The 20,008-nt window shown below is 38.0% G+C and carries 17 protein-coding genes, 1 pseudogene and 1 riboswitch; of the genes and pseudogenes, 9 read left to right on the top strand and 9 right to left on the bottom strand.

All coding sequences use genetic code 11. The annotated features are described in order from the left end of the window. The first annotated feature begins 156 nt into the window (after positions 1 to 156). Positions 157 to 1,815, top strand: a complete 1,659-nt coding sequence (gene lldP / locus KI356_RS04395) for an L-lactate permease (protein WP_212934862.1) — start codon at positions 157 to 159, stop codon at positions 1,813 to 1,815. Between the two features lie 70 nt (positions 1,816 to 1,885). Beyond that, positions 1,886 to 2,001, top strand: a riboswitch (TPP riboswitch). A gap of 112 nt (positions 2,002 to 2,113) precedes the next feature. Further along, positions 2,114 to 3,874 (top strand): phosphomethylpyrimidine synthase ThiC, encoded by a 1,761-nt coding sequence (gene thiC / locus KI356_RS04390; protein ID WP_128281806.1) that lies wholly within the window; start codon positions 2,114 to 2,116, stop codon positions 3,872 to 3,874. A gap of 101 nt (positions 3,875 to 3,975) precedes the next feature. On the opposite strand, the gene KI356_RS04385 is transcribed toward thiC, so the two are convergent. From KI356_RS04385 to cydA, 3 genes are all read right to left on the bottom strand, one after another. After that, the gene (locus tag KI356_RS04385; RefSeq protein ID WP_212934861.1) at positions 3,976 to 5,334 is read right to left on the bottom strand and encodes an arsenic transporter; all 1,359 of its coding nucleotides are present in this window, start codon (positions 5,332 to 5,334) and stop codon (positions 3,976 to 3,978) included. 374 nt (positions 5,335 to 5,708) lie between these two features. Continuing rightward, complete coding sequence (locus tag KI356_RS04380) at positions 5,709 to 6,734, bottom strand: cytochrome d ubiquinol oxidase subunit II (protein WP_212934860.1); 1,026 nt, start codon at positions 6,732 to 6,734, stop codon at positions 5,709 to 5,711. Further along, positions 6,727 to 8,082, bottom strand: a complete 1,356-nt coding sequence (gene cydA / locus KI356_RS04375; RefSeq protein WP_212934859.1) for a cytochrome ubiquinol oxidase subunit I — start codon at positions 8,080 to 8,082, stop codon at positions 6,727 to 6,729. Before cydA ends, KI356_RS04380 begins: the two co-directional genes overlap by 8 nt. A gap of 269 nt (positions 8,083 to 8,351) precedes the next feature. Here cydA and KI356_RS28395 point away from each other — a divergent pair, with 269 nt between their 5' ends. Both KI356_RS28395 and KI356_RS04370 read left to right on the top strand, forming a co-directional pair. Next, positions 8,352 to 8,486 carry a hypothetical protein gene (locus tag KI356_RS28395; protein WP_002123947.1) on the top strand — a complete coding sequence of 45 codons (135 nt, stop codon included), beginning with the start codon at positions 8,352 to 8,354 and terminating at the stop codon, positions 8,484 to 8,486. Between the two features lie 105 nt (positions 8,487 to 8,591). Continuing rightward, entirely contained in the window at positions 8,592 to 9,677 is a 1,086-nt protein-coding gene (locus KI356_RS04370; RefSeq protein WP_212934858.1) for a transcriptional regulator, read from the top strand. A 66-nt stretch (positions 9,678 to 9,743) separates the two neighbouring features. Here the strand turns inward: KI356_RS04370 and KI356_RS04365 are convergent, their stop codons facing one another. Next, complete coding sequence (locus KI356_RS04365; RefSeq protein WP_044738109.1) at positions 9,744 to 10,628, bottom strand: LysR family transcriptional regulator; 885 nt, start codon at positions 10,626 to 10,628, stop codon at positions 9,744 to 9,746. Between the two features lie 135 nt (positions 10,629 to 10,763). On the opposite strand from KI356_RS04365, the gene KI356_RS04360 reads away from it, so the two are divergent. After that, entirely contained in the window at positions 10,764 to 12,764 is a 2,001-nt protein-coding gene (locus tag KI356_RS04360; protein WP_212934857.1) for a YhgE/Pip family protein, read from the top strand. 39 nt (positions 12,765 to 12,803) lie between these two features. Here KI356_RS04360 and KI356_RS04355 read toward each other — a convergent pair whose 3' ends face one another. The 3 genes from KI356_RS04355 to KI356_RS04345 all read right to left on the bottom strand — a co-directional run bounded on the left by KI356_RS04355 (position 12,804) and on the right by KI356_RS04345 (position 15,808). Continuing rightward, on the bottom strand, positions 12,804 to 13,184 hold the full coding sequence (locus tag KI356_RS04355) for a VOC family protein (protein ID WP_212934856.1): 381 nt from the start codon (positions 13,182 to 13,184) through the stop codon (positions 12,804 to 12,806). A gap of 42 nt (positions 13,185 to 13,226) precedes the next feature. Further along, complete coding sequence (locus KI356_RS04350) at positions 13,227 to 14,384, bottom strand: acyltransferase family protein (protein WP_212934855.1); 1,158 nt, start codon at positions 14,382 to 14,384, stop codon at positions 13,227 to 13,229. A 206-nt stretch (positions 14,385 to 14,590) separates the two neighbouring features. Then, a complete protein-coding gene (locus KI356_RS04345; RefSeq protein ID WP_212934854.1) occupies positions 14,591 to 15,808 on the bottom strand; it encodes a dicarboxylate/amino acid:cation symporter in 1,218 nt (405 codons plus the stop codon). Between the two features lie 226 nt (positions 15,809 to 16,034). Here KI356_RS04345 and KI356_RS04340 point away from each other — a divergent pair, with 226 nt between their 5' ends. The 4 genes and pseudogenes from KI356_RS04340 to KI356_RS04325 all read left to right on the top strand — a co-directional run. After that, positions 16,035 to 16,337 carry a PTS sugar transporter subunit IIB gene (locus tag KI356_RS04340; protein WP_088060532.1) on the top strand — a complete coding sequence of 101 codons (303 nt, stop codon included), beginning with the start codon at positions 16,035 to 16,037 and terminating at the stop codon, positions 16,335 to 16,337. 14 nt (positions 16,338 to 16,351) lie between these two features. After that, positions 16,352 to 17,653 carry a PTS cellobiose transporter subunit IIC gene (gene celB / locus KI356_RS04335; protein ID WP_212934853.1) on the top strand — a complete coding sequence of 434 codons (1,302 nt, stop codon included), beginning with the start codon at positions 16,352 to 16,354 and terminating at the stop codon, positions 17,651 to 17,653. Between the two features lie 9 nt (positions 17,654 to 17,662). Continuing rightward, on the top strand, positions 17,663 to 17,980 hold the full coding sequence (locus KI356_RS04330) for a PTS sugar transporter subunit IIA (RefSeq protein WP_071769811.1): 318 nt from the start codon (positions 17,663 to 17,665) through the stop codon (positions 17,978 to 17,980). A gap of 163 nt (positions 17,981 to 18,143) precedes the next feature. Beyond that, positions 18,144 to 18,362: pseudogene (locus KI356_RS04325) on the top strand (DUF3021 domain-containing protein); the annotation flags it as partial. 184 nt (positions 18,363 to 18,546) lie between these two features. On the opposite strand, the gene speD reads toward KI356_RS04325, so the two are convergent. Both speD and KI356_RS04315 read right to left on the bottom strand, forming a co-directional pair. After that, positions 18,547 to 18,918, bottom strand: coding sequence for an adenosylmethionine decarboxylase (gene speD / locus KI356_RS04320; protein ID WP_128281816.1), 372 nt, complete (start codon positions 18,916 to 18,918; stop codon positions 18,547 to 18,549). A gap of 28 nt (positions 18,919 to 18,946) precedes the next feature. Beyond that, positions 18,947 to 20,008 (bottom strand): polyamine aminopropyltransferase (locus tag KI356_RS04315; RefSeq protein WP_212934851.1); only part of this gene is annotated, 1,062 nt, incomplete at its 5' end.

Genomic DNA, 20,008 nt, shown 5'->3' with positions numbered 1-20,008 from the left:
TTTTTTAATGGAAATTGTTGTGATAAAGTATAAAAGAAGTTAGTGAAAACGTTTTCTTAAACGTTTTTTATTTTTAGACTTAAAGGTATGATGACCCGATAGTCTATTGATAAGGTTATATCTATTTAAAAGGGGATTCTTTAGGGGGAGAGAACAATGAACACATGGACACAAGTTTACGATCCGTTCGGTAACATTTGGATTTCGGCAGCAGTCGCACTTATTCCAATCATCTTTTTTTTCTTAGCTTTAGCAGTTTTTCGCATGAAGGGGTACGTGGCAGGGTTTATTACAGTTGTATTAACGATTTTGGTGGCGTTATTTGCGTATAAAATGCCATTCACAATGGCAATGGCAGCGACCGGATACGGTTTCTTATACGGATTATGGCCAATTGCGTGGATTATCATTATGTCAGTATTTTTATATAAAATTTCTGTGAAAACAGGTCAATTTGATGTCATTCGTGCATCAGTATTATCCATTACGAATGATCATCGTTTACTCGTTATTTTAATCGGTTTTTCATTTGGAGCATTTTTGGAAGGAGCAGCAGGATTTGGTGCACCAGTAGCGATTACGGCAGCACTTCTTGCAGGTCTTGGCTTAAATCCTTTATACGCGGCTGGTCTTTGTTTAATCGCAAATACTGCACCAGTAGCATTCGGAGCGATGGGAATTCCGATTACAGTGGCTGGACAAGTAACTGGTATTGATCCGCATAAAATCGGACAAATGGCTGGACATCAATTACCGTTCTTATCATTATTTGTTCCGTTCTTTATCGTATTTTTAATGGATGGTTTTAAAGGAGTAAGACAAACGTGGCCTGCTCTATTTGTAGCGGGTAGTTCATTTGCAATTACACAGTTTATTACAGCGACATTTTTAGGACCAGAACTTCCTGATATTACGTCAGCACTTGTAAGTTTAGTGAGTTTATCGCTATTCTTAAAAGTTTGGCAGCCGAAAGAAATTTATCAGTCTAAAGAAGCGAATAGTGAAGTAGCAGCAACAAAGGCGACATCTATGCCGAAACTAACGGTAGGAAAAGTAGTAAAAGCATGGTCTCCGTTCATTATTTTAACTGTGATGGTAGTCATTTGGAGCCAAAGTTTCTTTAAAGCATTATTCGCTCCAGGCGGCGCGTTAGAAAGTCTTGTATTTAAGTTTGAAGTTCCAGGCTTACACAATTTAGTAATGAAAGCAGAGCCAATTGTAAATAAACCAACACCTTATGAGGCAATTTTGAAGCTTGATGTATTATCAGCAACGGGAACAGCGATTTTAATTGCTTGTATTATTTCCATGTTTATTTTGAAAATGAGTGCAAAAGATGCAGTAGCAACATTTAAAGAAACGTTAAACGAACTTAAGATGCCAATTCTATCTATCGGATTCGTATTAGGATTCGCATTTATCGCAAATTATTCTGGTTTATCTTCTACATTAGCGCTAGCACTTGCAGGAACTGGTGGACTATTCCCGTTCTTCTCACCATTCCTAGGTTGGATCGGCGTATTTTTAACAGGATCCGATACGTCAGCGAATGCACTTTTCTCGAATTTACAAGCAATTACAGCGCAGCAAGTCGGTGTATCTGAAGTGCTTCTCGTTGCAGCAAATACAACGGGCGGTGTAACAGGTAAAATGATTTCTCCGCAATCGATTGCGATCGCTTGTGCGGCAGTTGGTCTTGCTGGGAAAGAATCAGATCTGTTCCGCTTTACAGTGAAGCATAGTTTATTCTTCGTAATTATTGTGGGGATTATGACTTATGTACAGGCTTATTATTTAACTTGGATGATTCCGTAAACAAAAAAGAAATAACCTTTTCATTTTTCAGATTATCATGTATGATGGGAAAGTATTGAAAATTAAATCAGTGATAAACTAGGGGTGCCTAACGTATGCGTAGGCTGAGAGAGAAGCGTGTGAACTTCTTAACCCTTTGGACCTGATCTGGCTCGTACCAGCGTAGGGAAGTTAACGGCTTTACATAATTATGTCTTTATGAGCCAGGTCCTTATTTTTTTATGGACCTGGCTCTTTTTATTTTGGCATACGCTGGCCATATCTCGTCCTTGTCACGTACAGGGGGGCAACAAAGGTTATGAAACAATCTGTTTCAGCTGAGCAAATTGAATTGAAATCGAGTTTACCAGGAAGTAAGAAAGTGTATGTGGATGGACCACGGGAAGGTATGAAAGTACCGATGCGTGAGATTGCACAAAGCGATACGAATGGTGTTCCAAATCAGCCAATCCGTGTGTATGATACGAGTGGACCTTATACAGATCCTGAGTATAAAGTGGAGCTGGAAAAGGGGATTCCAACGCCGCGCCATTCTTGGACCATGGGGCGTGGTGATGTAGAAGCATATGAAGGGCGCGAAGTAAAACCAGAGGATGACGGTGTCAAGGTGGCTTCAAAACATACACCTGTTTTCCCGCAAATGGATCGCAAGCCGCTTAGGGCAAAGCGAGGTGCAAATGTTTCACAAATGCATTATGCGCGTAATGGTATTATTACGTCTGAGATGGAATATGTTGCGATTCGTGAAGGGGTAGAGCCTGAGTTTGTTCGTAAGGAAATTGCAGAAGGTCGTGCCATTTTACCAGCGAATATTAATCATCCGGAAGCAGAACCGATGATTATCGGACGTAATTTCCACGTGAAGGTAAATGCAAATATCGGAAACTCTGCTGTATCGTCTTCTATTGCAGAAGAAGTAGAGAAGATGACGTGGGCGACTCGCTGGGGTGCAGATACGATTATGGATTTATCTACAGGAAAAAATATTCATACAACACGTGAGTGGATTATTCGTAATGCTCCGGTACCAGTTGGAACTGTGCCAATTTATCAAGCGCTTGAAAAAGTAAACGGAATTGCAGAGGATTTAACGTGGGAAGTGTATCGCGATACGTTAATTGAGCAGGCGGAGCAAGGCGTTGATTACTTCACGATTCACGCCGGTGTATTACTCCGTTACATTCCAATTACTGCAAAGCGTACGACAGGTATTGTTTCGCGCGGTGGTTCGATTATGGCGCAGTGGTGTTTATTCCATCATAAAGAAAACTTCTTATATACTCATTTCGAAGAGATTTGTGAAATTATGAAACAGTACGATGTGTCATTCTCTCTTGGAGATGGATTACGTCCAGGATCGATTGCAGATGCAAATGACGAAGCGCAGTTTTCTGAGCTTGAGACACTTGGTGAATTAACGAAAATTGCTTGGAAACATGATGTGCAAGTTATGATTGAAGGACCTGGGCATGTACCGATGCATTTAATTAAAGAGAATATGGAGAAAGAGCTTGATATTTGTCAGGGCGCGCCGTTTTATACACTTGGGCCGTTAACGACAGATATCGCACCAGGTTATGACCACATTACATCCGCAATTGGCGCAGCAATGATCGGTTGGTTTGGAACTGCGATGCTTTGTTATGTAACACCGAAAGAACATTTAGGTTTACCAAATAAAGATGATGTTCGCGAAGGGGTTATTACGTACAAAATTGCTGCGCATGCAGCCGATCTTGCGAAAGGGCATAAAACGGCTCATCAGCGTGATGATGCACTTTCAAAAGCACGATTTGAATTCCGTTGGCGCGATCAATTTAATTTATCTTTAGATCCTGAACGCGCGATGGAATATCATGATGAAACGTTACCAGCAGAAGGGGCGAAAACAGCGCATTTCTGTTCAATGTGTGGCCCGAAGTTTTGTAGTATGAAAATTTCACATGATATTCGTGAATATGCGAAAGAAAATGATTTAGAAACGACAGAAGCAATTGAAAAAGGAATGAAAGAGAAATCGAAAGAATTTAAAGACACTGGTAGTCATTTATACCAATAACACGTTACACCTCTTTACTTGATTGATCACACTGTAGTACCTAACTTAAATATAGAAGAAGCCCGCTTTGCTAAGACGGTAGCAAAGCGGGCTTCTGTCGTTTATAAGGCGAAGAAGAGGTGTACCCAGTAGTATAAGAGGAATAATGTGACGACTGTTGTGAGTGGGATGACGATGAGAGATACGCTTAAATAATCTTTCCATTTCACTTTAATCTTGTTTTGTCTTAGGATATACATCCAAATGAGGGAAGCTAGCGTACCGATTGGTAATAATAGTGAACCGATATCACTACCAATGATATTTGCGAGATAGATAGTTTTTAATGTGACTGGATCTAGGCCCATTTCTGTTAACGTAATGGTACCAATCATAAGTGCAGGGTGGTTATTGAAGACGTTAGAGAGGAGGGAAACGAGTCCGCCCATTGCAAAGCTAGCATAGAGTAGATGCTGACTTACAACTGGCTCAAGCCAAGTTACAAGTGCCGCTGTTAATCCTGCGTTGTGAAGCCCGTAAATAATTACATACATAGAGAAAGCGAAAACTAAAATGTGCCACGGTGTCTTTTTCAAAATATCGATAGGGTTTGTTCGTAAGTAGTACCATCTCCAAATGAGGAGAACGAGTGAACCGAGTACAGCAACAATTTCGATTGGAATCGATAAGAAGGATGCAACGAATAGAAGACAGCGCATAAGGAAGACGAAGCCTAATACTTTTAACATGAATTTTGTACGTTTTTGTTTCGTATCAACAGAATTTTTTCCTTTTAACGGATGGAAGTTTTTCGTGAAGAAAATTTCTTCGATATCATATGAAGAAACAGGTAATTTTTCTGGTAGCTTTTTCTTTAAAACTGTATACATAAGCCATGACATAAACAGTAGTCCTAATGTTGCTGGTACAAACATCATAGCTGTGTGCATATAAAGAGTCATATGAACGATATTTAATGCGATTAAGTTTACGATATTACTTACACCAATTGGTGCACTAGATGCAGTGGCGATTAAAGCACCGCTTAATAAATAAGGGATTTGTTGATGAGGTTTTAATTTAAGGTTTCTCAGTAGTAAAATTAGGATTGGTGTTGTAATTAAAATACTACCGTCGTTATTGAATAAAAGAGTCATAAGAAAACAAAGTAATTGAATATACCAGTATAAACGGCGACCGGAGCCCTTTGCTAAATTTGCAAGTTTCGCTGCGGACCAATGGAAGAAGCCGAAGCTTTCTAATATAACCGCCATAACGATGGTCGCTAATATTGTTATGGAGGCACCGCCAATTTTACTTATAATGTCCATGACGTCTGGTTTGGATACAAGTCCAGTAATGAGGATAATGCCAGCGCCAATTGCTGCCGGCCACGCCTCATTTAAACCACGAGGTCGCCAAAAGATAACAATCATCGTTAAGAAGAATACAATAATAGTAATCCATATTTCAATGCTCATATTTAACCTACCTTTCTATTTTCCCTTGAACAAATGTAGCTTGTCTCAAGTTTATATTGGTAGTATATTCAGCAAAAAATAAGAAGAACTAGACGTATAATGGAATGATGTGAATATGTGTTTTTTGAGCTATAGGACAAGTGCCAGTGGTAGTGTAATAACTATTAGGAGAGACGTCTAATAAATAGGGGCATTCTATGTACGAATGCCCCTCGTTTATCCAGCTATTTGCGGGTAGTAAGACTCCCACTTCAAAATTCGGCGAATGCGAGGGAGTTAGGTGGGAGCCGGGATGCCCGTAAAAGCCCGATTGGTGAGGGCTAATAATCAGTGGGGGATGGACAAACCTCCCCACTGATTAAAGTTTCACTTTATTATTTTTCCTTCAAAAAAGTTCGATCCTTCAAGAATAAATTCCAGAAGAAAATGAATCCGGGTAGTAAAATTGCAATCCCGATTGCGTAAAGAATAAGAAGTGCATAGAATGTTTCGACTGTCGTAAAGCTTGTAAATACAGTTACGTCCGGGTAAATGATATACGGTAAATGGGCGACGCCGTAAGCATAGCTTGCAAATGCATATTGAGCGACGACAGCTAAAACTGCAATGCGAGGAAAGCCTAGTGTGCCATACTTCTTATTTGTCCACCAAAGGGAGGAATATCCGATAACAAATAAAACGATAGAGACTGTAAACCATGGGAATTGCTTTATTAATCCTTGCATAAGCCAGTGTGTTTCAGGGTCCATTACAACGAGAGCGATAATAGCAGTCACGAGCGTTGCAGGACCAAGTATGATGGCGTTTCTTCTATAAATTCGGTACGTATCTTCAGAACCTTGTTCTCTAGCAAAATCAGCAAGGAAGAGAGAAGAGAGAAATAGTTCCGAAGTTAGTCCGAAGAGCATATAACAATATATAACGGGACTAGAAAGAAGTTTTCCGTAAAGGAGCACTTCTTTTCCTTCAACCATTGTAATGTAAGCACCTTCTGTAACGGGCAGAACGGTAATTAATAGAGCTGGGATTAAGAGCCCTGTAATACCTGAAATAATACGAAGAAGGTGTTGGTACTTTGGCAGGGAGTAAGCAAATACCATAAATGTACTGCGAATTGCAACGAGTACTAAAATTAACATAACTGGTACAAACATAACCGTTGCAAGGGTAAAGGCCGCTTTTGGGAAGAAACCGAGAAAAGCGACAACGACAAAGACGAGAAACGTATTTGTTACTTCCCAAGTTGGTGATAAGTACCGATTAGCAAGCTTGGCAGCGAGCGTTGGATGTTTAGCGTATACCATACCCCAAAAGCCAGCTCCAAAATCAATGGACCCTAGTATGCTATATACGAAAATAAGAGCCCATAAGATGATGATTGCAATGCTTTCCTCATGCACGAGAATCGCCTCCTTGGTGATGTAAATCATTCTTTAATGGATGTTTCTTAAAGAATGTCCGTAGTACAAAGACTGTTAAAATAGCGAGTCCGATATATAAAATGATGAATAGAACAAATAAAGGTCCGACGAAATCAGCACGTGTAGAAGCATCTACTGTGCGTTGCATGCCATAAATTGTCCATGGCTGGCGACCGCTACAACTGAAAATCCATCCGAACTCAATACCGAGCATCATAACCGGTCCGCATGCCGCGGTACCCCAAAGAAGCCACTTCGGTAACTCCGCCCCTTTTTTTCGATAAACAAAGTACCAATACAAGAGAGCGATAGCTGCGACTGCAAAGGTAAATGTAGCGGCACCGACCATTAAGTTGAAAAGGGTATGTGTATAAAATGGTGGCCACGTTTCTCGCGGAAACTCATTTAGCCCTTTTACGACGGTACTAGGATCGAATCCTACTAGTAAGCTGAGCATGTTCGGAATTTCGAGTGCATAGTTTAGTTCAAGTGTATTAGGATCCACAACCCCGCCAAGCGATAAAGGAGCGTGTGATGTCGTTTCAAACAGCGCTTCAGCAGATGCTAGTTTTTCGGGTGAATGTTTATGTAAGGCAATAGCAGATTCGTGTCCCGAAAGCCACATCGTAGCACCTGTGATAAATGTAACGACAAGCCCTAACAGTAATCCTTTTTTATGGTAAGCAATTTCACGCGTACTTAAATTTTTCTTTAATAATTTAAATCCAGCGATAGAAGCGATAACAGCTGCTCCAGTTGTATAGGCTGTAATAACGACATGGAATGCACTTGTGCCAAAGCTCGGATTAAAGAAAGCTTTCCACGGATCAACGTTAAAAACTGAGCCATCTGGCCCCATTGAAAAGCCCGCAGGTGTATTCATCCATGTATTTGCTGATGTAATAAGCACGGCGGATGCAGTGGCACCAATCATAACGAAAAATAGAGAGACTAATCTCATAACTGGAGGTAGTTTGTCAGCTGCATATACGTAAATAGACATGAATAAAGCCTCTAAAAAGAAGGCGAAAATCTCAATTTGAAACGGAACGGAAATAACTTGTCCAACAATTTTGGCGAAACCAGGCCAAAGAAGTGAAATTTGTACACCAACAATTGTTCCAGTTGGAATTGCTACACCGAGAAGGATAGCAAAAGCCTTTGTCCATCTTTTTGCCATAATGGCATAGTCAGAATCTTTCTTCCAGTGATACAATATTTCACTTAAAAAAATCATTAAAGAAAGCCCGACGCCAAGCGTTGCAAAGATAATGTGGAATGCTAATGAAGAACCAAAAAATGCCCGTGCTAATGTTACGGTATCCATATGTATACTCCTCTTCTTTTTTGCCATTATTTTCTGATTGAATTGGAAAATTTATTCAAAAAACTGCCAAAAATATATATGCATTTAAAAAAGGGAATGTGGTAGTGTTGTTTTTGAATATTCAAAAGAAAAAGAAATGTATGTTGGGTAATATTTTGTTTGTTTTTTAGAGAGGAATATTTTATAATCTTTTATGCGAACATAAGTTCCGTCTTGGCGTATTACGTTTATGAAATGAAGAAGTTTATGTGAAATGGAGAGGGTGTCTTATGTATCCTGAAGTTATTAAAAAGATGGCATTTTCAAAAGAGCATAGAGATTTATTATTAAAGTTATATAATAAAGAAATTACGCGTCGTGAATACGATCGACTTGTGGAATCGCTATATAGACCTTCTAAATAGGTTTGTGGGGGATAAAGTGGGGGAGACAATCTAGTGGATTGTCTTTTTTATATTTGTGTATGTTCTGGTAAAATTAAGGTTAGCCTTACTAGGGAGGTGACAAGTTTGCGAAAACGTTTATATATAGGGATTGGAGTTATTGTCTTGCTTGCTTTAGGTGGAATTGTATTTTGGTCGGCTTTACAAGGAAACCGTACGGAGCATTTTATTTTAAGGCATATGGTAAATGAAAATGGGACACTTGCAACGTACCGTTTAGCAGATACGAAGGCAGGAACGGGTGAGGCGAAGGGCCGTGAAGCTTTATCAGAATCGGCAGGACTATGGTTACAATATACGCTTGATAAAGATGATCAGTTGCTATTTGATGAACAAGTAAAGGTCATTCAAAATAATTTTGTACATAAGGATCACATCGTTTTATGGAAAATCTCTGAAAAGGGAGAAAAGCAGTCAGCCACAAATGCACTTATAGATGATCTTCGTATTATTGAACAATTATATCGTGCTTATGAAATGTATAAGGAAGAGCGCTATAAAACCTTTGCTGATCAATTGAGCAATGCTGTACTTCGTTATAATAAAAAAGATAATTATTACGTGGATTATTATGATGCAGATACAGGTAAACAAAATAAGTTTACAACAACATCTTACATAAATCCTCATGCATTCTCTTATATGAAAAAGTACGGAAAAATTTCTGCACAGCAGTATCAGGAAGTTGTTCAGTTTTTAGCTGATTATCCGAGAGAGGGTTGGGCATTTCCGAAAGAGTATAAAGAAGATGGTACATTTACGTACGATAAAGAAGTGAATCTTATTGATCAATCATACGTTGCGTATCATCGCAGTTTAGGCGGTCTTTCATCAGATGCTTATTTGGAATTTATAAAGAAAAAATTCCATGAAGACGGAAAGTTATACGGTCGTTATAACTTAGAAACGGGAAAACAAACTGTAAACTATGAATCACCAGCGTCTTATGGATTAACAATTTTGTACGTACTACAAACAGGTGATACAAAGTTTGCGAAGGAATTGTATGAGCGGATGAATACATTCCGAAATGATAATGTATTCAGTAGATATTATGGTGGATATGTAACAGGTGAGAATAATAATACACATATTTTCGATAACGTACTACCGCTTTTGGCTGAAATGGAATTAGAGAAGAGTAAGAGATAGAAGGTGCCATCCTATAGGGTGGCACCTTCTATTTGTGTCGTTATTTTTTTGTAAAGCGATATAATTTTACACCCTAATATTGGAGAAATAGTCAATCACAAACTTACGAAATTGCTGAGCGGTTTTTGATAAGTAACGTTTCTTCGACCAACTTAAGCCGATGGTTCGCTCGCAATTAGGTTCAATAATACGTAACTTATTAGAGGCTAAAGTGGAGTTTTTTAATAAAGTTAAACTTGGGACAAATGCGATGCCAAGACCTTGCTTAATAAGATCGCTAATAACGGTTGGTTCATCTACTTCAAAAGCGATATGCGGAGTGAAACCAGCTTCTTTACAAAATTCATCTGTTAAGTGCCGAAATCCGTAACCAGTGTTCATACTAATAAAAGATTCGTCTTTTACTTCATGTAGATGGACACTTTCCCGGTTTGATAACCGATGGCCTGAAGGAACGACTAAGAAAATTTCTTCTGTAATAAGTGGTTCCCAAACGATCTCCTCGCCTTCAATTGGTACAGAAGAGATACAAAAGTCAATTTCTATATTATCTAGTTGCCGTTTCATAGAAGGAGTAGACGCGAGAAATTGCTGGAATCGAACGTTAGGATGTTCTAGTAAAAAAGAACCGAGTAGTTCTGGTAATATTCGCGGAATAGAAACGGCTAGCGTAATAGAGCCTTGTTGTAATGCAGCTAAATCTTTAATTTCTCGTTCTCCTTCACTTAATTCATGAAAAATACGTTCTACTCGTTTTAAAAATACTTTTCCGAAAGAGTTTAATATAATCTGTCGACCTTGGCGATCAAATAATGGAACGCCTAAGTCCTTTTCTAGTCTAGCGATTGTTTTGCTGAGTGAAGGCTGCGCGATATGTAATTCTTCAGCTGCTTTTGTCATATGTTCTAGTCGCGCGACTGTCTGAAAATATTTTAATTGAAGAAGTTCCATTTCGAATCTCCTTTCTATAGACCAAAAGGAATGAATTTATAATTAAAGATGTATTATACAGTATGGAAAGTGACGTGTATAGTAAATCTGTTAAACCATTCGAAGGGTGTTAAATTAGAAGAAGGAGTATGTTTCATGAAGGGAATTCAACTTATATTTAAAGATTGGAAGGCGATGTGGAACCATAAACATGGACGTATCGCTTTAATTTTTTTGTTAATCGTTCCTTTAATTTATTCAGGATTCTTCTTAGCTGGATATTGGGATCCATACGGAAAATTAGATAAATTACCAGTTGCGGTTGTGAATTTAGATAAGGGTGCTGCGATGGATGAAAAAACAATTCATGCAGGAGACGATTTTGTTAAAAATCTAAAAGAGAATAAGGAACTGGCTTTTCATTTCGTATCAGAAAAAAATGCTGATGAAGGGCTAAAAGAAGATAAGTATTATATGGTTGTTACGATCCCAGAGGATTTCTCTAAAAAGGTAAGTACACTTATGGATGAGAAACCAGAGCCGGCACAATTGCAGTACAAAGTAAATCCAGGGAAAAACTTTGTAGCAGCTCAAATTGGAACGACAGCTGTTGAAAATATGAAAACAAAAATCTCAAATAGTATTACGAAATCTTATACAGAAGGTGTCTTTTCAAAGTTTCAAGATTTGGCACAAGGGTTGAGTGATGCAAGTAATGGTGCTGAGAAGTTACATGAAGGAACGACGGATGCAAAAAATGGGGCGAATCAGCTTGCGGATGGTATTCATCGTTTAAGTGACGGGACAGTGAAGTTGAAAGAAGGAAGTGATAAGCTTGCCTCTAACCAAGCGGCGTTAACAGGGGGAGCAAATGAGCTTGGTCAAGGAGCGACATCACTTCATAGTGGTATGGAGTTACTAGCGCAAGGTGAAAAAACTTTACAATCAGGAGTTAGTGAATTAAGTGCTGGTACAAATGAATGGGTGAACGGAAGTGAGAAACTTGCTGAGGGACAAGTAAAAGCGGATGATGCGGCAAGTAGTGTGAAGAAGCAATTAGAGGAGTATATGAAAAGTCATCCAGAAGCACAGCAAGATCCTGCTTTTCAAAAAATCGTTGCTACTTCTAATGGATTAGCTAAAGCAACAAATACTTTGAATAATAGCCAGCAACAATTGACACAAGGCGCGAGGAAGCTTGCTGACGGTCAGCATAAGGTTGAAGAAGGCATGAATACATTCGGAGTTAAGTTAAATGAAGCTGTTGCTGGAACGAAAAAGATAGCAGATGGCACTTCGAATTTAGCTGATGGATTTGCGAAGTGGGGGAATGGATTTAATTCTCTACAAGAAGGTGTAAATCAGCTTGCAAGTGGTGGAACGGAGCTAAATAACGGTGCTGAGAAGTTAACGAACGGATTTGTTAAACTTGACGATGGTGCGAAAGAACTTTCCACGAAATTGGGAGAGGGTGCAGAGAAGATAGCGGATGTTCGCAATGATGATGCACGCAATACGATGTTCGCAGAACCAGTTCAATTAGTGAAGTCAACAGTTTCTGACGTGCCTAACTATGGTTCGGGTATCGCGCCATATTTCTTATCGCTTGCATTTTATGTTGGTGGAATTATGGCATCGAATATTTTACCTCTTGGCCGTAGACAGAATATGAAGGTGAGCGGAACGGTACATTTTGTTAATAAACTAGGGTTGGTATATTTAATTGGACTTATTCAAGCACTACTTGTAGATGTGGTTGTGCTAGGAGTTATGAAATTAGAAGTTGCCAGTGTGCCGCTCTTTGTTTTATCTAGTATTGTTATTTCCTTTACGTTCATGACATTTATTCTTATGTTAGTAACGGTATTTGGTCTTGTTGGGAAGTTTGCAGCGGTAACGCTCCTTGTCCTGCAATTAGCGACGAGCGGAGGTACTTTCCCAGGAGAATTAAACATAGCTGTTCTTAGCAAAATCGGACAGTTTCTCCCAATGTCTCATTCTCTTAGAGGATTACAAGATGTTATCTCTTTAGGAGATTGGTCGCAATTACAAATGCAAATTTTAATATTGTTATGCTACCTCGTTGTTGCTGGAGGAATTGCTTGGATCACGAGTCATATACAACATAGAGAAAAGAGTGCAGAACAAGTTTCTTAAAATAAAAGAAGCTATCCGATTTTTCCGGATAGCTTCTTTTTATTTGCGTTCCATTACCGCAAAGTAATTATTTTCATTATCAGCAAAATTGAATGCTCTACCAGTAGGTAAATCTACAACTTGTCCAACTGTAACGTTTTTCTCAGATAGGTCTTTATATAGACGGTCTAAGTCATTTGAGAAGAACATAAGTGAAGGTGTATTAAGATTTAATTCAGGCTGCATCTTCGCAATTAACGCTTTATCGTGAAGGATGATGCTTGTCAAAGCTTCTTTTGCCGGCGCAATTTCAATCCAGCGAAATCCTTGTCCGTTATTTTCTTCCGCAACGATTTGGAATCCTACTGTTTCTGTCCAGAATTGTACTGATTCATCTTGATTATTTACATATAACATAATTTGTCCGATTTGATTAATCATAGGTTACGCTCACTTTCTTTTCTTGGATGAAATACTATTATATCAAAGATATGGTTTAAATACTTTTTCATGATTCTTCCGAATGGAAATCTTGATCCATTTCATATTTGTCGTAGGGGAAGGACCTGTAATCCATATATGAAATGGTAGTGTACTACAAATGACCATTGTGAATATAGAAAGTACGGCTGTTACTGAAAATAGTAATAGACTATATAATATTGTGTTTTCTTGTAGTGCAAATAGAGAAAGAAACTTTGTGCCTATATGTAAAAAGAAGAGATGGGCTAAATAGGCGCCATACGTATAGTTTCCGATGAATTTTAATGTTTTATATAATAAGCCCCTTCTTTTTACAATCATAATAGATAATACGTACAGTATAATAATTTCACAAACAATATATAAAAACATGGACGGTTTTAAATAAGTAGAAACAGTTAAATGAATAGAATTGGCCCCGTAAAAACTAAATAACTCATAATTGATGAATAAAAATAAGATGAAAAATAAGATTGTTATAAGCGGGATATGTTTCATGGTAAATATACGCCAAGTTTTTAATGCGACAGCAGCTATTCCTCCCATAACGAAATAGAATGAGTAGAAGAAGAAGGAACGATCTGTATAATGTAAAATGGTTGAACTAGTCAATTTCTCTCCATTAAAAATGTAGTGAGAAGAGTACCACATTAAGAGGAAATATAGACAAGCAAAGATTGTCATATATTTATATATGTCTTTTTTATTTTCTGTTCGTTTTTGAAACCAATAAAATAGTGTGCATAGTAAAGGGAACAATAAGTGAATTTGGAACATCATAATAACGTACCAAAGATGAGGTGCGGCTGTTCCGAGTAATAAACTTTTTATTCCGCCTTGTATTGTAATGATATCGTTTGTTGTTAATAGATAAAGAATAGACCAGAAGAAATAAGGGATGAGTAAATGTGCAGCTTTTTCATAAATGTATTCTGTATAAACGAGTTGCTTCGTATATTGCCGAATTAAATGGAAGCCAACGATAAATATGAATGCAGGTGCTGAAAATTTTGCAAGATTAAATAGCATGCCCATAATGAGGGATTGCTCAAGTAAGACATTTCCTTGATTCATTGTATATAATAAGGAACTTTGCAAAACGACAGCAAGAAATGCAATGCTTTGCAAAACTTTAAATTCTGGTGCGCTTTGTGTCATTGTCTCCATCTCCTTTTCCATACATGATTATAGTACGGAGAATGGATAAGAGGTGTGGAATATTTGTGAAAATTTTAACAAATTTGTGGCGGAATGGGATTATATTAACAGATTTGCTAATATATCAACGATTTTTCCAATGTATTGATTCGCTGACAAATAACAAAAAAAGAAGATGCTCCAAACGAGCATCTTCTTTCTATCTATTAAGCAAATTTATTTTTGATCCAGTTTTTTCCTTCTACAAGGCGAGCTGTCATTACGGCACAAGCGTTATCCGCTGTTACGTTTAACATTGTTGCAGGAGGATCGATGATTGTACTAATTGCTGCGATAATTGGCAACGCTTCTGGCGGGAAGCCGTATAGAGAAACGATTAACATTTCACCAATCATACCGCCGCCTGGAATAGCACCCATTACTGTTCCTACTAAAAGAGAAACGACAAGTGCGATTGCTAATGTTTTCGGTCCTTCGAATTCCATGTTGAAAATACCGAATAAGAAAGCAATTTTTAGTACGCCGCCTAAAACAGATCCATCTTTATGAAGTGTAGATCCAAGAAGGACAACTGTTTCACGAATGTCAGAAGAAATACCCATTTTCTTCGTCGCTTCTAAGTTGGCTGGAATACTTGCGGCACTACTACAAGTTGCAAGAGATGTAACTGTAGGAGAGACCATGTTCTTCCAAAAGATTTGAACACCTTGTTTGCGACCTGCAAGGTATGCATAGAATGTGAAGAATACAAAGAAGTAAATTAGAGACGCTGGATAGTATACCATTGTTGCTCGGAAGTAAGTTCCAAGAAGTTGTGGTCCGAATTCACCAACTAATGCTGCGAAGTAGGCAGCTAGTCCGATTGGAGCGTAGTACATAATGAAAGATACAACTTTCATTGAAATTTCTGCACCAGCTTGTAGGAATGTAGCGAATGGTTTCCCTTTTTCGCCAACTGCTGAAGTTGCGATTCCCATTAAGATTGAGAAGAAAATAAGAGCTAACATATTCTCACGAGATAGTAACTTCGAGAAGTCAGATACTGTTAGAATACCAACAATCTGATCAGCAACGCTAACAGCTTTTTCAGCTTTATCAGGTTGTGTTAGTTCTAATACAACACCTTGTGCTGGCGGGAATACTTTCACGATGATAATCATAAAAATAGCAGCTAAAATACTTGTAAATAAGAAAGTCCCAGCCATACTAGACATAATTTTACCGAAACGTTTTAATCCATCCATATTAGCAATAGATGACGCGATGCTAAAGAACACAAGAGGTACAACAATCGTAAACATTAAGTTTAAGAAAATGTCACCAAGCGGCTTTAAAGCAACTGCATCGGCACCCATGAAATAACCAATGAAACCACCAATTAGGATAGAAGATAATAAAATAAGCGGAAAGCGATATGCCTTCATAAATAAACCCTCCTATCGATTATAAAAAAAATCATACTGAATCATTATAGCGAGATAGAGACTTCTTTACTAGGAAAATACGGATAGATGGAATAGCGTGAAAACCTAGAAATTTTTGTTTTTAGGCTCGGCATACAGTTAGAAATCTAGACATATATATTTGTAACCTAGTGGTGGCAAGGGGTGCACTATAACTTGGGTGTAGAAAAAGGGGGAGGGAAGCGGGATGAATATTTTGCTTTGCTGTGCAGCGGGAATGTCTTCCAGTTTGATAGTTACAAAAATGGAGAAAGCAGCACAGGCAAGTGGGATAGAGGTAAAAATTTGGGCTGTATCAGGTTCAGAAGTGCGAAATCATATTGATGATGCAGATGTACTTTTACTTGGGCCGCAAGTACGTTATTTATTACCGAAAATGAAAGAGTTATGTAAGGAGAAAGGAATACCCGTTGATGTCATTCAATCTGTCCATTATGGGCTTTGTAATGGAGAAGCTATCTTACAAGCAGCTTTGTCAATGAAACCATGAGGAGAGTGGGATAGATGATACGGTTTTTAGAGAAATACGTGATGCCAGTGGCAGGAAAGGTTGCAGAACAGAGGCATTTGCAAGCGATTCGTGATGGGATTGTTTTAACGATGCCATTTTTAATTATCGGCTCTTTTTTTCTTATTATTAGTGCTTTACCAATACCAGGGTATAATGATTTTATGGCCGGCTTGTTTGGGGAGGGTTGGCAGAAAGCTTTGGGGTACCCAGTAAGTGCTACTTTTAATATAATGTCTTTAGTGGCTGTTTTTGGAATCGCTTACAGACTTAGTGAGTATTATAAAGTGGATGCTTTAGCATCTGGGGCATTGTCACTTGTATCATTTTTGCTTGCAACACCATTCCAAGTTATGTATATGATACCAAATACAAAGGAAAGTGTACTTGTAGATGGAGTGATACCAGCTGCATTAATGGGAAGCCAAGGTTTATTTGTGGCGATGATTATTGCAATTATATCTACTGAAATTTATCGATTTGTTGTACAAAAAAAGATAATTATAAAAATGCCAGAGACAGTTCCGCCAGCAGTAACACGTTCATTTGCTGCGCTTATTCCAGGTTTTATTGTTGTGACGGTCGTTTGGATCATTAGATTGATTTTTGAACATACGACTTTCGGTAGCATTCATAATGTTGTAGGAAAGCTTTTACAAGAGCCTCTTAGTGTACTAGGGGCTAGCCTTTGGGGCGCAGTAATCGCAGTTATTATTGTCCATGTACTTTGGGCGTGCGGAATCCATGGCGCTGCAATTGTTGGTGGGGTAATGAGCCCGATTTGGTTGTCATTAATGGATCAAAACCGAATTGCTTTTCAGGCTGGTCAAGACGTACCGAATACGATTACCGCACAGTTTTTTGATTTATGGATTTATATGGGCGGTTCTGGTGCAACATTAGCTTTAGTTGTAGGGATGTTACTGTTTGCGCGAAGTCAGCAATTAAAAAGTATCGGCCGATTGTCGATTGCACCTGGTATTTTTAATATTAATGAAATGGTGACTTTCGGTATGCCGATTGTCATGAATCCACTTTTACTTATTCCATTTATATTAGTTCCAGTTGTGTTAACAATTGTTTCTTACTTTGCGATGGAATGGGGATTAGTTGCCCGTCCGAGCGGAGCTGCTGTACCTTGGACTACACCTATTCTTTTTAGTGGATATTTAGGATCAGGCGGGAAAATTTCGGGGGTTGTTTTACAACTCGTTAACTTTGCACTTGCATTCTTTATTTACTTGCCATTCTTAAAAATATGGGATAAACAAAAAGTAGCGGAAGAAAAGGGGGAGTAAAGAACTAAAATGGATACGATAGAGACGAAAGCTTTTCATTTAATCTTGCATGGGGGAAATGCGAGAAGTTGTTCAATGGAAGCAATTGATTGTGCTAAGCGCGGTGAATTTCAGGAAGCGGAAGCTAAACTACAAGAAGCGTTAAATGAATTGCAAGAGGCGCACCGTTTACAAACAGAGCTCATACAGAAAGAGGCTGGCGGGGAAAAGACAGAAGTTACCCTGCTGATGGTACATGCGCAAGATCATTTAATGAACGCAATTACAGTGAAGGAATTGGCGAGTGAGTTTGTAGAATTATATAGGAAGATGTCAGTAGCTGAATGAACCTTGCTTATGCAAGGTTTTTTCATGTTTTTAAAAGAGACAGTTATGACGAAACAAAGACCACTTACGCATGATTGTATTTATTTTTTTCAATTTTATGAAAAAATGAAAGTGTAAAGGGGGTGGGAAATAGATGAAAGTTCGCATCGAATTGGACCCATCACAAGAAGAATGGAGTATATTAAAACAGACAATTATTCACTTTATTATTTTGTTAGGGACATTTTTACCGATTGCAATTTGGGTGGGGTGGGTTCCGAAACGCCTCGGTCCGATTGTTATTTGTACAGTAAGCTTCATTGTTATTTACGTCATTATATGGTTTATGATGACTTTATATTGGAAACGAAAAATAGCAAAATTAAATCATCAATTAAGATAAAGTGAAACTTTAATCAGTGGGGGTTTTGTTCATCCACCACTGATTATTAGTTTTACTGCCCGGCAAATAGCGGGGTGAATAGACTATGTATGTGTGCGTACCATCAGTGGAGTGTTATAAGTTCCACTGATGGTATTTTTATATTAACAAGCCTCCTTCTTCATGGACGAAATAGGGATGATAACTAATCGATAGTAACGAATTCTCCTACACCACGAATTAATTTTTTTATATGAATACGTTCTGGTGTTAATACGCTTATTATAGAATCAATGGCTTTTTGAGGATCAACAGATGTGCCGCAAGTATAACAATCAATTGCTGCAAATTCCTTTTCAGGATAAGTGTGAATAGAGAGATGGCTTTCTGATAATAAAATTAATACCGTAACTCCATATGGGTGGAATTCCTTATTACTTACATTTAAAACGTGGGCACCAGAGCGATTCGCAGCGGCAACTAAATGATGTTCTAAAAAATGAATATCATTTAATAGAGAAAAATCTACGCCCCATAAATCTACTATTATATGACGCCCAAACGTAGAATATTCCATATACTTTCCCTTCCTTGTCAAAATATTATTAGAACATCATTTCTTGTTGATAGCAATGATGTAGAGTAAGGTCCGATTCTGAATTTAAAACGGCATTATTGCGGTGCTCTAAATGTTCTTCTTGAAATTGAAATAAAGGAGCAAGAAGAGAAGGTAATGTTCGAGGAACTGGTACTACGTATAATTGTTCAATTTGATCAAGTACATAGGCAGAGTTAGCAGCAATATGAAATCCCCAGTCAGTTCCGAAAGAAGGAACAATTGTATGATAGCTTTTTACAATTAATCCGGCATTTTCAATTGTATTAGCAATACTCCAATATACAAGAGGTGCATCAGCAGGTGAATTAGATTGGCAGACAAATGCGCCATCCTCTGTTAGGAACGTAGCTATACGAGCAAAAATTTCACTTGTATATAAAGTGCTTAATAACTCTGTCGCTGGATCTGGAAAATCAATAATAATTACATCGTATAAAGAGGAAGGAGATTTCAGAAATTCTTTTGCGTCACATACATGTACATTTGCACGATCATCAAAGAATGCGCGTTGGTTTAAAGAAACTAATTCTGGAACATTGCGAGCCATCTTAATCATTTCTTCGTCTAAGTCCACGAGGTCTACATGGATAACCGTTTCATATTTTAAAACCTCTCTTAAAGCAAGACCATCGCCACCGCCTAATATGAGAACACGCTTTGGATCTATTACCTTTGACATAATCGGATGAACTAGTGCTTCATGATAGATTTGCTCATCGACGGAACTAAATTGTAGTTGCTTATCCAAATATAGACGGATATCACTTACTTGGAGTAAATCAATGTTTTGATAATTGCTTTTTTTTTCAAATAAACTTGTATGTTCGCCAGTTTGTATTTCTTTTAGTGAAATTTCATCCCATATATCTAAGCTGTGCGAATCTGTTGGTACTATTATTACATCTTCCGATTGTACTTGCTTATCCTGTTTATCTTGCTTATCGTGTTTATCTTGTTTATCCTGTTTATCTTGTTTATCCTGTTTATCTTGCTTATCGTGTTTATCTTGTTTATCCTGTTTATCTTGTTTGTCCTGTTTATCTTGTTT

Source organism: Bacillus hominis (assembly GCF_018332515.1).
GTDB classification, from domain to species: Bacteria; Bacillota; Bacilli; order Bacillales; family Bacillaceae_G; genus Bacillus_A; species Bacillus_A hominis.
Note: the sequence above shows the minus strand (reverse complement) of the source record. Positions and strands in the feature narration are given on the sequence as shown.